9 protein-coding genes and 1 pseudogene are annotated in these 14,917 nt (G+C 56.4%); 5 read left to right on the forward strand and 5 right to left on the reverse strand.

Going from position 1 to position 14,917, the window contains the following annotated elements; all coding sequences use genetic code 11:
• Window positions 1-188 precede the first annotated feature (188 nt).
• Both DL88_RS06715 and DL88_RS06720 read right to left on the reverse strand, forming a co-directional pair.
• Window positions 189-1,424 carry an aspartate kinase gene (locus DL88_RS06715; RefSeq protein ID WP_034993625.1) on the reverse strand — a complete coding sequence of 412 codons (1,236 nt, stop codon included), beginning with the start codon at window positions 1,422-1,424 and terminating at the stop codon, window positions 189-191.
• A gap of 388 nt (window positions 1,425-1,812) precedes the next feature.
• Entirely contained in the window at window positions 1,813-2,115 is a 303-nt protein-coding gene (locus tag DL88_RS06720) for a GlsB/YeaQ/YmgE family stress response membrane protein (protein ID WP_370736386.1), read from the reverse strand.
• Between the two features lie 441 nt (window positions 2,116-2,556).
• Between DL88_RS06720 and DL88_RS06725 the strand changes: the two genes are divergently transcribed.
• The 3 genes from DL88_RS06725 (at window position 2,557) to DL88_RS06735 (ending at window position 6,813) form a co-directional block, all read left to right on the forward strand.
• Window positions 2,557-2,850, forward strand: a complete 294-nt coding sequence (locus tag DL88_RS06725) for an FAD assembly factor SdhE (protein ID WP_034993627.1) — start codon at window positions 2,557-2,559, stop codon at window positions 2,848-2,850.
• A 129-nt stretch (window positions 2,851-2,979) separates the two neighbouring features.
• Complete coding sequence (gene mfd / locus DL88_RS06730) at window positions 2,980-6,498, forward strand: transcription-repair coupling factor (protein WP_034993632.1); 3,519 nt, start codon at window positions 2,980-2,982, stop codon at window positions 6,496-6,498.
• A gap of 3 nt (window positions 6,499-6,501) precedes the next feature.
• Window positions 6,502-6,813, forward strand: a complete 312-nt coding sequence (locus DL88_RS06735) for a hypothetical protein (RefSeq protein WP_034993634.1) — start codon at window positions 6,502-6,504, stop codon at window positions 6,811-6,813.
• A 157-nt stretch (window positions 6,814-6,970) separates the two neighbouring features.
• On the opposite strand, the gene DL88_RS06740 is transcribed toward DL88_RS06735, so the two are convergent.
• Complete coding sequence (locus DL88_RS06740; protein ID WP_034993635.1) at window positions 6,971-8,965, reverse strand: hypothetical protein; 1,995 nt, start codon at window positions 8,963-8,965, stop codon at window positions 6,971-6,973.
• Between the two features lie 1,223 nt (window positions 8,966-10,188).
• The gene (locus DL88_RS06755) at window positions 10,189-11,541 is read right to left on the reverse strand and encodes an aminotransferase class I/II-fold pyridoxal phosphate-dependent enzyme (protein ID WP_034993643.1); all 1,353 of its coding nucleotides are present in this window, start codon (window positions 11,539-11,541) and stop codon (window positions 10,189-10,191) included.
• Between the two features lie 462 nt (window positions 11,542-12,003).
• On the opposite strand from DL88_RS06755, the gene DL88_RS06760 reads away from it, so the two are divergent.
• Window positions 12,004-13,119, forward strand: coding sequence for a polysaccharide biosynthesis/export family protein (locus DL88_RS06760; RefSeq protein ID WP_051955685.1), 1,116 nt, complete (start codon window positions 12,004-12,006; stop codon window positions 13,117-13,119).
• A gap of 343 nt (window positions 13,120-13,462) precedes the next feature.
• Window positions 13,463-14,161, forward strand: a complete 699-nt coding sequence (locus DL88_RS06765) for a CDP-alcohol phosphatidyltransferase family protein (protein ID WP_051955673.1) — start codon at window positions 13,463-13,465, stop codon at window positions 14,159-14,161.
• A gap of 152 nt (window positions 14,162-14,313) precedes the next feature.
• Here DL88_RS06765 and DL88_RS06770 read toward each other — a convergent pair.
• Window positions 14,314-14,917, reverse strand: a pseudogene (locus DL88_RS06770) (IS5 family transposase); the annotation flags it as partial.

Raw genomic sequence — 14,917 nt, forward strand, 5'->3', positions numbered from 1 at the left:
GGCGCCTTTGAAAACACCCATTCTGTTTGAATTTTGCGCTTCGACAAGGCGGAGGTGCTTTGGCGAGGCAGTCGTGGCGACCGGGCCGTTTCGTTGCTTCGGTCGGTTTAAGCAAGGCAAACTCCGGACCGCAAGCACGAAATGCGGGTAAAAACAAAGAGAATATGCTGCGGTGCACGCAAAATGGCCTATGGCTGGTCAAGTCCGTAGAGCGTGTGCAGTGTGCGGACCGCGAGTTCGGTATAGGGTGCTTCGATGAGGATCGAAAATTTGATCTCCGAAGTGGTGATCGCCCTTATATTGATGCCCTTGTCGGAGAGAGCCTTGAAGGCCCGTGCGGCGACACCCGCATGGCTGCGCATGCCGACGCCAATTGCCGAAACCTTCACCATGTCTGCCGTGCCTTGCAGATTGGTGAAACCGATCTGAGGCTGCGCCTTGGTGAGAACCTGCTTGGCACGCTCGAAATCGGTTCCGGGCACCGTGAAGGTAATGTCTGTGGCGTGATCGTCGGAGGCCACCTGGATGATCATATCGACGTTGATATTGGCTTCCGCCAACGGCACGAAGATCGCGGCCGCGACTCCTGGATGATCGGCCACGCGGCGCAAGGTGATTTGTGCCTCGTCTCGCTGGAAAGCGATGCCCGTGACCACTTGTTGTTCCACGATATCCTCCTCATCGCAAATCAATGTGCCGGGCTTCGGCGATTCCGGATCGTCGAAGCTCGACCTCACGAAGGTCTTGACCCGATGCAGCATCGCGAGTTCCACGGAGCGCACCTGCAGCACCTTGGCGCCGAGGGAGGCCATTTCCAGCATTTCCTCGAAAGCGATCTTATCGAGACGGCGCGCCTTGGGTACGACACGGGGATCGGTCGTATACACACCGTCGACATCCGTATAAATATCGCAGCGCTCGGCACCGATCGCCGCCGCGACCGCGACCGCGCTCGTATCGGAACCTCCGCGCCCGAGTGTCGTGATGCGTCCAGTCGGCGCGTGAATGCCCTGGAAGCCAGTGACTACCGCAATTTCGCCGCGCTCGGAAAACCCGTTGATAAGGTTCGTACCGTCGATGGATGTGATCCGCGCGGAAGCATGGGCATCGGAGGTCAGGATTGGCACCTGCCAGCCCTGCCAGGATCTGGCGGGGAGGCCGAGGTCGCGCAGGACGATCGCCAGCAGGCCGGCGGTGACTTGCTCGCCCGAGGCGACGACAGCGTCATATTCAGCGGGATCATAAAAAGACGCCGCCTCCTGGCACCATCCGACGAGCTCATTCGTCTTGCCAGACATTGCCGAGACGACGACGGCAATATCATAGCCTGCCTTGCGTTCCCGGATCACATGCCGCGCCACATTGCGGATACGGTCGATCGTCGCGACCGAAGTGCCGCCAAATTTCATAACGAGACGGGGCATCGGACTCCGTGCAAACTTAAAGGGATTGGAAATGAGGGAAATGAGCCACGTCAGCCGGGCGCTGTCCGCTTGCGGCGTATAAAGGATGCGCCGGCTTTGTCAAAGCTTTGTTATCTATTATTTGATTGCGAAATTTTTCTGGGCGATTTCTCCGGGATTTCTTGCAGAGCATTGTTTTCGGGCGCATTTTCACGCCGTAACGGCCGGCTTTAGGGAAAGCCAGCCGTTTTGAGGATTTCAACATTACCCGGCGTTGAAGCAGCCTTGCGTGGCTGAAGCCATAATCGACCTTGGACTTGAGCTTTATCGGACCTCGCCATTTGGCCGATACAATGTCTGCCGGATTGAAGGCACTAACCAGGCAAAGCTGGAAAGGCCTGTGTCGGTTTCAAAGCCAGCGTCGCGGTTCCCCTTGTTCGGGTGGCGTCCGGTTCAGCCGGTTGGCGATATAGCCCCAGATTGCGAGAACGATAATCGCGCCGACCGTCGCGCCGATAAAACCCGCTCCCTGATCCAGCCGGTACCAGCCCAAAGTCTGTCCGATCTGCGTCGAGACAAAGGCACCGGCGATGCCGAGCAGACAGGTGAGAATGAAACCTGACGGCTTATGTTCCCCAGGCATGACCCAGCGGGCGATGAAGCCCGCTACAAAGCCAATGATAACGATCCATAAAAGTCCCAGAACACTCATGCTCGCGCTCCCAAGCGTTCAACCAATGAGGGAACGCCCAATAAACTTGGCAGTTGCATTGCAGTGTAAAAATTCCTGTTCCGCAGGAAAACAGCACGTGACCGGCGATTTCTCCTGATGCTTTTAGAGCGGATGGTGCCCGGAAGCCGACAGGAAGTGCATGGGAAATTGCGCACATTTGGGATAGAGTTCTCGCCGTTACATCCTCGTTCTTGCCAGCACTGCATCGGCTTGGTCTTTTCGGATAATATCCTTTGGCCTGCGCGAGGCAGCTGAGCCTCGTCAGCCGGAAAATGCCCCTTGGTTTGCGGTTTGAGGGCGCCTAGAGCATTTTCAACTAGAGCAGTTCGGAAACATCCGAACTGCTCTAGTTCAGTTTTACGTTTGGATTTGTGACCTGAAGCATCGGGCCTGCCCGATATTGCCTTGAAAGGAAGCCGAATGTCCGGCATGCAACCGATCGCCAATCTCGACGCTCGCCGCCGGCGCATCCAGTTTCGCGCCTGGCACCGCGGGATGCGGGAAATGGATCTCCTGCTCGGCGGTTTCGTCGATGCCCAGCTGAGCGGTCTTTCCGATACAGAACTCGACGATCTCGAGTATTTGATGGAGGCCATCGATCGCGACATTTTCACCTGGCTCACGGGTGAAGTGCCGTTGCCAGGCGAATATGACCGGCCGATCTTTCACAAGATCCTTGCCTTTCACACGCACCAGAGTCCAATTCATCTCTGAAGTGCTTGGCGGCAGGGCCCTTCGGGAGCCCGCACCCGCAAGTTTTCATCAGAAGGCATCTGGTTTCTGAATGGATCATTCGGAAACCTTATGAGTTCGCACTCGAGCCCTATTCCGGTTTTTTGAAACGTGACCGATTTCAAACGCGCCGTCGCCGAGCTTGCCAAGGGCGGCTCCCTGACGCTTTCTTCCGTCGCCGACGGTTATGACGCCTTCTGTCTCGCCGATCTGATCCATGCCTGCGCCCGTGCCGGTGAAGAGCGCTCCGTGGTGCTGGTCCATGTGGCGCGCGACAGTGCGCGCGCCCGCGCCTTCGCCGAGACGCTCGGCTTCGCCGCGCCGGATATCGAAATTCTCGATCTGCCGTCCTGGGATTGCCAGCCCTATGATCGGGTCTCGCCCAATGCGGCGATCGCCGCGAAGCGGATGATGGTGCTGGCGCGGCTCGCCCGTTCCCGCTCCTCGCTGGAGCGCCCGCGTATTCTTTCCACCACCGTCAATGCGATCGTGCAGCGCGTGCCACCGCATGCCTTCATCGCCGACAGTACCTTTTCGGCTGCGCCCGGCAATGCCGTCGCGCTCGACGGCCTTTCCGCCTGGCTCGAAACGAACGGTTTTACCCGTTCATCGACGGTGCGCGACACCGGCGAATATGCGGTACGTGGCGGCATCGTCGATCTCTATGCGCCGGGAATGACGCAGCCGGTGCGGCTCGATTTCTTCGGCGACACGCTGGAATCGATCCGCAGCTTCGATCCGGAAACCCAGCGCACAATCGGGCAATTGCGTTCGCTCGATCTCGTGCCGATGAGTGAAGTGCAGCTCACCACCAATACGATCCGCCATTTCCGCCAGGCCTATGTCGCGCGTTTCAATGCGCAGACACGCGGCGATGCTCTCTATGAGACGATCAGCGAAGGCCGCAGGCATCAGGGCTGCGAACATTGGTTGCCTTTGTTCTATGATCATCTCGACACGCTCTTCGATTACGTAGGCAATGCGCCGATCGTCCTCGACCCGCAGGCCGAGGAAGCGGCGAAACAACGGCTCGCGCAGATCAGGGATTATTATGACGCGCGGAAATCGGCCTATGACGCCGATCCGGCGCATACATCCTACAAGCCGTTGCCGCCGGATGCGCTCTATCAAACACCGGAACAATGGGCAAAGGCGCTCTCCACGGCCAGCGTGGTCCGCATCTCGCCCTTCGCTGTGCCGCAGGAAGCCGCGCGTGGTCCGGTCATTGATATGGGTTCGAAGACGGGCCGTGGCTTCGCCACCGAACGCGCCGATCCGGAGGCCAATGTATTCGAAGCCGCCATCGAGCACATTAGGACATTGCAGGCGGAGGGCAGGCGGGTGATCCTCACCGCCTGGACCGATGGATCGCGTGAACGGCTCGGCCATGTCCTCGCCGACCACGGGCTCAAGGAACACGAAAGCGTCTCCTCCTATGTGCAGGCGCAAGGTCTGAAATCCACGACTGTTGCGCTTGGCGTCATTGGTCTCGAACAGGGTTTCGTGGCCGAAGGGCTGGCCGTCATCGGCGAGCAGGATATTCTCGGCGACAGGATCGTCCAGACGCGGCGCAAGGCGCGGCGCGCCCAGGATTTCCTGAGCGAGGTCGCCTCGCTGCAGGCGGGTGATCTCGTGGTTCATGTCGAACATGGAATCGGCCGTTTCATCGGTTTGCAGGCGATCGAGGCGGCCGGTGTGCGTCATGATTGTCTCGAACTGCATTATGCCGACGGCGCGAAATTATTTCTTCCGGTCGAAAATCTCGAACTCCTGTCGCGTTATGGGTCGGAGGAATCCGACGTCGCGCTTGACCGTCTGGGGGGAGGGGCCTGGCAGAAGCGCAAGGCGCGCATGCGCCGCTACATCCTCGAAATGGCTTCTGGTTTGATCAAGGTCGCGGCGGAACGTGCAACACGCGAGGCGCCGAAACTCGTTCCGCCCGAGGGTCTTTACGAGGAATTCTGCGCCGGTTTCCCTTATGAGGAGACCGAGGACCAGCAGGCGACCATCGATGCGGTGCTGGAAGATCTCGCCTCCGGCAGGCCAATGGACCGGCTTGTGTGCGGCGACGTCGGTTTCGGCAAGACCGAGGTCGCGCTGCGCGCCGCTTTCGCCTGCGCCATAAATGGCAAACAGGTTGCCGTCATTGTGCCGACCACCTTGCTGGCGCGCCAGCATTACAAGAATTTTTCGGCGCGTTTCGCCCATCTGCCGATCAAGGTGGCGCAAATGTCACGTATGGTTTCGGCGGCCGATCTCAAGTCTGCCAAGGCCGGGATTGCTTCGGGCGATGTCGATATTATCGTTGGCACTCATGCTGTGCTCGGCAAGGGCATCAGCTTCAAGGATCTCGGCCTCGTCATCATCGATGAAGAACAGCATTTCGGTGTCAAGCACAAGGAACGGCTGAAGGAATTGCGCGCCGAGGTGCATGTTCTGACATTGTCCGCGACGCCGATCCCGCGCACGCTGCAACTCGCAATGACCGGCGTGCGCGATCTTTCGATCATCGCCACGCCACCGGTCGACCGTCTTGCCGTGCGCACCTTTATTGCGCCTTTCGACGATCTTCTTGCGCGCGAAGCCCTGTTGCGCGAGCGTTATCGCGGTGGCCAGACCTTCTATGTCGCACCGCGGATCGAGGATCTCGAGGATGTCGCAACCTATCTGCGCACACATGTGCCGGAAGTGAAATTCGTGGTGGCGCATGGCCAGATGGCGGCGAGGGAGCTGGAAGACAAGATGGCTGCCTTCTATGAAGGCAAATATGATGTCCTGCTTTCGACGGCGATCGTCGAATCCGGCCTCGATATCCCGACCGCCAACACTTTGATCGTGCATCGCGCCGATATGTTCGGCCTCGCCGCGCTCTATCAGCTGCGCGGCCGTGTCGGCCGATCGAAAATCCGTGCATACGCGCTGTTTACCGTGCCGCCCGACAAGACACTGACACCGCAGGCCGAGCGGCGTCTGAAAGTGCTGTCATCGCTCGATACATTGGGCGCCGGCTTCCAGCTCGCGAGTCATGATCTTGACATACGCGGCGCCGGCAATCTTCTGGGTGATGCGCAATCGGGCCATATCAAGGAAGTCGGCTACGAACTTTATCAGCAGATGTTGCAGGATGCGGTCGAAGCCTTGAAATCCGGTGCGGAAACGCCTGTCGAGACGTGGTCGCCGATCATCACGCTCGGAACGCCTGTGACGATACCGGAAGAGTATGTGCCCGATCTGCAATTGCGTCTGACGCTTTATCGTCGCCTCTCGACGATAGAGAGCGAGGCGGAAATCGACAGTTTTGCCGCCGAAATGATCGATCGTTTCGGGCCAATGCCGAAGGAAGTTGAGCAATTGATGCAGCTCGTTGCCATTAAACTTCTCTGCCGCAAGGCGCATGTGGAAAAGCTCGAGGCGGGACCGAAGGGCGTCATTGTTGGCTTCCGAGACAACGCCTTCGCCAACCCGCAAGGGCTTGTGCGTTATGTCACGCAGCAGGGTTCCGATGCCAAGGTGCGGGCCGATATGAAGATTGTATTCGCGCGCGATTTCGCTAATCCGGCCGTCAGGCTCGAGGGCACCAGACAGCTGGTACGCAAACTCGCATCCATCGCCATGAAAGAGGCGGCGTAATCCATGCCTCGCCGTTATACGCTTGAAGAGGAACGTCTGTTTGCGCGGCTCTATGAGCTCAACAAGGCCGTGGAGACGCTATGCGACCATAAACACGGCGCCTATTTTGAGACGATCATCAAGGTGACGGCGGAATTCGGCATGTCGGTGGAGGCCGCTTTATCCCCCAAGATCGCGGAGACGATGCGCGCCGGCCTGCCGCTTCTCGAGGAAGATGCGCAAGGCAAACCCGTCCGGCGGCTGAAGTTTTTCGACGGACGCTTCACCCTGGAATGGCCCTATGTGAAACATGCCCTTGGAAAAGGCGGTGTCTGAACTGATAAGCGTCGGGCATGACCCGTCATTGCGGGACTGCCTCCGGTGCGGTTACGCCAGTTGTGAATACACTAATGAAACAAAAAAACGGGCGCCGTGTAAAACAGCGCCCGGTTTTTGTTTCTCCGATTTACAAAGAACTGACCCTCACCGGTGGTCATTTCGTGATGACGTAAGCCTGGGTATCCCAGCGGGAGAGAGAAACGGGGACCTTGGCTGTCCCATTGCTCACTGTGATCTGAGACGACGCATTGGTGAACAGATTCTGCATCTTATAGGTTCCGTTGGCGATCTGTCCGAGATTGATCGTGCCGGAAATCGCCGAGGCATTCGTTTGTGTCGAAGGATTGCTCACGACGACGATCAGGCGACCGTTCTGATCATAGAAGCCGAATCCGGTTAGTCCGTTTGAGAAGGTGAGAGGCTGATTGGGCAGTGAAGCAACGTCAGCGGCAGAAGAGACGATCGGTGCGATCGCAGTGAGCTTCTGACGTTCACTCGAGGTCATAAAATTATGCCGGTCGATAACGATCCAGGCGCTGGGCGCGGCACCGTTACTAGTCGTGATTTTGGAGATCGCTGCGTCGGAAACGAAATAATTCACGCCAACACCGGCATCGAGGATCGTGCCAATATCGCTTTCGGTGACGTAGTCTGAATCGAAGTAGCCGTTCGCTCCGACTTTCGGAGCATAATAGGCCTCGGTGAGACGCTCTACCGAGACGGAATAATAAACGGCTGCGCCGAATGTTTTTGCCGGATAGATCGTCTTTATCAGAGTGGTCAGCGGATCGAGAGAGGTCAAAGAACCAGCATCCCAGTAATCGCGCTGAATGACCGGCAGCGTACGCCGTACCAATCCATTCTGGTCAGCGATATGCGACCAGGCGGCGTAGAGCCAGATGCGCTTGATAAGTTTTTGCCCGACTTCCTTTTGCGAACTTGAATTCAGCGACGGATAGAATTGAGCGATTGCATTGTAATAATCATTGCTTTCAGCTTCGATGACGGCGCCGTTGCGGATTGTAGGCTCTTTCGCCGCCGCGATGGTGAAGCCGGCTTGGTCTTGGACAGGAGGTGCCGAGATCGGTCCGCGCCTATCGCTCTGGATGATCTTGGCGTCCCAATTGACGATGATGTTTTTCGGTGAAATGTAGCTCTTGATGATGCGATGGTCGACGCCGACACGCCGCCTGTATTCCTGATACGAACCGCCCTGGTCGATGATCAGGGCTTCGTGCCCCGTCGCAGCCGCCAGCCGCTTGTTCAAAGCCTGGAAGAATTTTCCGAAACCCACGCTCCAGAAATCGGTCCAGTGAAGAAAGTTGTATTTGATGATATTCGTCGCCTGTTCCATCGTCGTCGATCCTGGAACAGTATTATTGGGGTAAGTATTAGGATACTTCGAGTTTTCCCATGTGGCGAAGGCTGCGATGATCCGTGGATTGAAATCTTGGTAGGTGACCGGGGAACCGGGCTGTGAATCGACGAAATCGGATAGGGCGATGCCATAGGCGCCGCTCTTTGCAGCGGGTAAACCCCATTGATAAGCGAACAGATCCCCGTAGGTGCAGCTTGTCATGTCAGAGGGACAATCTTTCGCGTCGAGCGGCACTGGGAAGCTGATGTGACCCCACTGGCCTCCCCAGGAGTTCCAGTCTGAACTATCCGGCATTGGTTTGCCATTGGGGGATAAATCCCAATATTGTGGATGATTGGTGATGAAATCACGCCAGGCCGCATATTCCGGCTGGCTCGACTGGGTCGACGCATCTGATGCGATGTAGCTTGGAGCGTTTGTGTACGTGCCCGAGGGAAAGCTCGCCGCGTAGGTATCTTCCCAGCGTTGCGCGCTGCTCGAGGGAATGATGTTTTGGCTGGTGAGATCCTGCGCCGCGGATTTCGCGTTATTCATATTGCTGACATCATAATAGGTCGATTTCGAATTCGACTGATAGTAGAGGACGACCGGCGTCAACCCAGCCGTACTTCCGAAACTGCCCTGAAAGACATCATTTGAAAATGGCAGTGTCTTGTAGCTTGTAGCACCGACATTGCCATTTTCATCACGACCATCGCAAAATGCTCGGTTGGATGATGTGCCCACCATTGCGAGCGCAAGCAGAATTGGAAGGGAATGCGATTTCTTCATAGGACTTCCCACCGTCTTGATACCAGTTCGCATGAAGTTCGGCCTTTGAGGCGCTTCAAAATTTTCAGTCTTTTGAAAGAGGAAAACTTCGGAAGGGCATCAGCGGCCGCCTTTCGCGGCCGCTGGCATATGGCCACGCTCAAGGCAGGTTTATCTTGAGCTCGACTGTGGCGTTATCATGGAAACAATCAATCAATTTTCAGATTAGTGAGGGAGATTTGAGAAAAATTGTCGAAGTCTCTGCCATATTTTTGAAACATCATTGGTTTGTTCGCCGGATGTTCGAATGATATGGCAGGCGGTCCGCAGTCATCCGCAGTGAGAAGGAGGCTTGGCCTTGGTGGAGCGAAGCTCCGATGATCGAAATCAAATAACATCCCGCACCTGCATATCCAGCTCGCGACAACAGCGAAGCTTTGTATACATTCCATTCCAGCTCGGAAAATCTTCGAACAGGTTAACGAATTCTATCGTTTGATGGGATTGAGTAGGCGTTACCCGAACAGGCTGACTCAACGGTTCGCGAGTTCGTTATATATTAAAAATACATATACAGGATTCGTTTATCCGACGCAACGAAATATGCGGCATGAATGTAAATTCTTAAGGAGCATGATCCATCTGTATTTAGTATTATGTCTTCTGATCAGTTTGATATGTTTTCAGAAATTTCGACGGAAGCGTGATTGACGCAGATGCCTGAAGCCAGGTGTTTCGGTTCGATCATGTGGGGCATGGTAAAGGTTCGCGACAAAACGCATCGGCTAAGCGGGGCAATTCCTGACAGCCTGTAGGCGAATTTGTATTTCGATGCGTTCAGAAAATGTGCTTCTCCTTCGATGAAGGAGAGACTCATAAGGTCAATGAACCTCGTTGCGCGGCTATCAGGCTCGTTTTTGCTTGAACGACCGGCCCTTGGTGAGCGATGGTCCAATCTCGATCGTTTTTTCGTTCTGCGCACCCGTCTGGCTGATGCTCAGGGATAACGGAGCAGATGTTCGGAAGATTGGCCGCATGCCTGGCTGTTGGACGATCCAGGTTGCTGCGGTTTGCAATGGTATCGACGGTGCAAATCCGTCTGTTTCACTGGTGTTATCGTTGGCGGACCCATCGAGGCCGCGCTTTGATGACCCAATCCCGATCATCATGCGCGCCGGAATTGGGTCTTACTTTTCTCGCGGTGATAGCGCGGCCCTGCCTACATGCGGAGGCAGGCTGTCTCGTCAGGAGCGTTTCGCTCGGCTGACGATGGACCGTCCGTCGCCTATCGCCTTACGTTCCTCGGCGATGATATCGATCGTCTCGCGGATTTGTTCTTCATTGTGGTCTGCAGTGATGAAGAAGCGCAGGCGCGACGATTTTTCCGGCACGGCTGGTGGAATGATCGGTTGGACGTTGATGCCGCGGTCAAAGAGCTTTTGTCCCAGGGCGACGGCAACGAGCGAATCTTGCAGGATGATCGGGACGACGGCGTAGCCGAGGCTGAGACCCGTATCGAGGCCGGCGGCCTTGGCCAGATCACGGAAAAGCGTTCCGTTGCGGTGCAGCCTTTCCACGCGTTCCGGTTCCCGGAGCATGATTTCAAGCGCCTTGAGAGAGGCGGCGGCGATGGCCGGTGGCATGCCAACGCTGTAGACGAAGCCGCCGGCGGTGCATTTCAGGGTCTCGACCAGCGGAGAACAGCCGGCAATATAACCACCGCAACCGGACAGGGTTTTCGAGAGCGTTCCCATCCATATGTCGACGTCGCGCGGGTCGACGCCGGCAAATTCATGAAGACCATGCCCATTCTTGCCGAGCACGCCCAGCCCATGGGCCTCGTCGACCATCAGCCAGGCGGCGTGGCGCTGTTTGACAGCGATGAAGGCGGCAAGGTCCGGCATGTCGCCGTCCATGCTGTAAAGGCCCTCGATTACGATGAGCACGCGTTTGTAACGCGGCCGTAGGCTCGTCAGCATTGCGTCGAGCGCTTCCGCATCATTATGCGGAAAGGCGCGCCGTTCTGCGCCCGAATAAATCGCGCCTGTCACGATGCTATTATGCGCGAGGCTGTCATAGAGCACCAGGTCCTTCGCGCCCATGATCGTGCTGATCGTCGAGATATTGGTCGCGTGGCCGCTGACGAAGACGGCGCAGGCATCCTGCCCGTAAAGTTCGGCGAGTTTGTTTTCCAGGGCGCGGTGGATTGGCCGCTCACCGGCGACGACCCGGCTCGCCGAAGCGGAAATACCATAGAGGTCGATGGCCTCCTTTGCCGCCTCGGCGACCTCTTTATGTCCGTTCAAGCCGAGATAATCATAGGACGAGAAATTGGAGAGCGTGCGGTCCTCGATCTGCGTCGTCGCGCCGGCGCGCCGCTCATGCACGCGAAAGAAAGGGTTTTCGAGATCGACGAGATCCGCCATCGACCGCTGCATCTTCAGTTCAGTGAAGGCAGGCAGCGTCGAGAAATCCGTCAGCGCGGCGAAGGGTGAGGCGAGATCAGGTGTGGGATCGTTGACTTGCAGACGACCGACAATGTTCTGAAGCGCTTTGCGTGCGTTTAGAGAAAGGCCGGCTTGACGAGATCGGTTCATGGATCGCCTTTAATTTATTCGCGAAGCTTATTTTGATTGATACCAAAATCTCGATGAGCGTGTGAGGCATTGAGATTTGGCCCCCGCGACAGCGGGGCTGCGGCCTTCCGCCGGACCTCGCTGATCCCGTCAGGTTGGGGTCAGCGCGACCTGATATGAAGCGGTCATTAGCCATTTCCAAAATTATCCAATCGCTCTCCGCAGGGAGGTCAAGAGCGATGGAAAGAATTTGCGCGTTTTATCCGGACACGGGGGGCTTGGAAAGCATCAAGTATTAAGCATGTAGCGCGAGAGCCACAGGGTCTGGAACATTTTGCGCGCATTCGAACAAACTTTCTCGCTAAAGTGCGAGAAAGTGCTATGTGCTCAGGCACAGTTTCGAATTGGTTGGACGGTTTGACCAGAAGCTTTCATATCCCCCTGAATTTCCTGGTTTTGACGCTTCTCGCCGGCTGTAATTACATGCCGGAAGCGGGGCCGACCGGGGAGGAAGTGATTCAGCGGCAGGTGGGGGCGGGGCCTGATTCCACCCTCCTGCAGCGTTATGAAACGGTCGAGGTCTCGTCGGCGGTCATCGAGATTTTGCGGCATCGCGTGCCAGATAGTTTCGTTGGGCGATTTGGTGACTATCGTCCTTCCTCCGAGCCGTTGATCGGTGTCGGCGATACGCTGACCGTCTCCATCTATGAGGCGGGTGCTGGCGGTCTTTTCTCGCCGCCGCTTTCCACCGACCATTTCACCGGCTCCAAGAACGCTACCATACCCGAACAGGTGGTTGGCCGTGACGGTGCTATCAGCGTTCCCTACGCCGGCCGGATCAAGGTCGAGGGACAGACGCCACGCGATGTCCAGACACGGATTGAAAAGGCTCTGACCGGCAAGGCGATCGAGCCGCAGGCTCTGGTGACCGTAAGCCGATCCGTCAGCAATAGCGTTACGGTCACAGGAGAAGTGGTTGCCGGTGCGCGCGTGCCGCTCACCGTGAAAGGTGACCGGCTGCTCGACGTCATTGCGACTGCGGGCGGCGTTCGCGGGCCCGTCCATGACACCTTCGTGCAATTGTCTCGCGGCCGCGCCACGGTATCGCTGCCACTTTCCAAGGTCGTCGCCGATCCGCGTGAGAATATTTACATGCGGCCCGGCGATATCGTGACGCTCGTCGCTAATCCGCAGGTCATTCTTGCTTATGGTGCGACCGGCCGAAATGCGGAAATTCCTTTCGATACGACCGGGATCAGTCTGGCGCGCGCCTTGGCCAAGATGGGCGGTCTTCTCGATAACCGTTCCGACGCCTCGGGTGTTTTCATCTTCCGCTATGAGCCTGAATATATCGCGCGGCGGTTGCGGCCGGACAGCACTTTGATCCAGCCGGGACGGATGATGCCGATGGTTTATCGGCTCGACATGTCGGACCCGAATGCCTTTCTGCTGTCGCAGAATTTCCCGATGTTCAACAATGATCTCGTCTATGTCTCGAATTCGCCGTCGACCGAGCTTCAGAAAGTGCTTGGTCTAGCAGCGACGATCATCTCGCCGACGGCATCTACGGCCGGTTCGGTAGCCTATGCGGTCAAATAGTGACGTCGGCAACGGATTTCCCGGCAACTTTGTAAAATATCGTCAGGAAGTTTGAAGTGCGGCGTCAAGAAAACAAGGCTGAAAGTCGTTTAAAGCGTAATTTTTGCTTAGGTTTGATTGTAGCTGATTTATTAAACTTTTCGTCCTTTTGATTAGGAGAGGGACGATCTGGGAAAATGTCCGTGAAAGCGCGGGCCGCAGGAATGTCGGCTCGTGATCCTGTCTGAAATTTTCGTCTTGAAGGTTTTGCGAAAATCTCAGTCCATTCCATGACTCCGCATCGGGGGCTTGGTATTCGAGGAGAGACGTTCTTCCCATTATCCAGACAGGAAGGGAGTACGGAATGGCGGAAACGCTTACTGGCAATGCCGAAATCAGGGTAAAATCGACCGTTCGCATTCAAACCAATGTCATGGCCCAGGCCGAACGGCGTCTACTCAACTGGCTTTGCCCGCGTTTGCCATCCTGGGTGACGCCCGATCATCTGACGCTTTTTGGCGTTCTGGGAGCGGTTTTCGTTTTTCTCGGCTATATTGGCAGTTACGCGACGCCGGTTCTTCTGTGGCTTGCCATTCTTGGTTATGGCGTTCACTGGTTCGGCGATTCTCTTGATGGCAGCCTCGCACGTTTTCGCAAGATCGAACGTCCGCGTTATGGCTATTTTCTCGATCATTCCGTGGATGCCGTCTGCAATCTCATCATCATGATGAGCCTCGGCGCGACGCATTACGTCCGCATGGATAGCGCGCTTTTCGCTCTGACGGGCTATTACATGCTCTGCATGTATGTTTTTTTGAACAATCAGGTTTCTGGCACCTTCAGATTGACCTTTCTCGCGCTTGGTCCCACAGAATTGCGCATCGTCCTCATTGGTCTCACATTGGCAATGTATTCGGTAGGGACGGCCGGTGTGACGATAGGCGGCGCTTTCTTTTCCTATTATGATTTCGTGCTGATCGGCGGCGGCATTATTTTCGTTGCTTTGTTTCTGGCGAGCATTCTGCCGCGTATCAGCGAATTGCGGCGGCAGGAAGCGAATTAACAAGCGGTTTATGCGCTCCAGAGCCAAATCTGGACCGAAAATTGAGATCAAAAACCAAAGGGCGATGAGTGTGACTCATCGCCCTTTGGTTTCCGCAACTGAAGGTAGCGGTTCCAGCTAACCCCATCAGACTGGAATCAACGAGACATAGTCTAGGTCATAGACTCATTATGTCTGCACCAAATGCGGAACGAAGCGAGTTTGACGCTGGCAAGGAAGTTGTCAGCGCGTTTGTCGTAGCGCGTGGCAACAGCTCGAAAGTGTTTGAGCTTGTTGAAGAAACGCTCAACGAGGTTGCGATAGCGATAGAGGAACGGGCTGAAGGCCGGAACATTTTGGCGGTTCGGCATGGGTTTGATATTGGCCCATGCGCCGCGCGCGGCGAGCCTGTTCCTTGCAGCATCTGAATCATAGGCGCGGTCAGCGAGCAGGATCTGACCGTCATTCAGGTCCTCGAGCATGTCCTCGGCGCTCTTGCCATCATGCGCCTGGCCCTCCGTAAGCTTGAAGGTGATCGGCAATCCATCGGCATCGACGAGGGCATGGATCTTGGTGGTCAGGCCGCCCCGCGAGCGACCCATGCAACGGGATCGCTCATCTTTTTTTGGGTGTTGGCAGCATGCTGATGGACGCGGATCGAGGACGAGTCGATCATGACGATATCGCCGTCGTAAGCCTTTGAAACAGCCTGAAGAAGCCTGTCCCATACGCCGGCCTTGCGCCACCGGTTGAAGCGATTGACGCAGGTCGTATGCG

The sequence above is a fragment of the Beijerinckia mobilis genome (assembly GCF_000745425.1).
In the GTDB taxonomy this organism is placed as follows: domain Bacteria; phylum Pseudomonadota; class Alphaproteobacteria; order Rhizobiales; family Beijerinckiaceae; genus Beijerinckia; species Beijerinckia mobilis.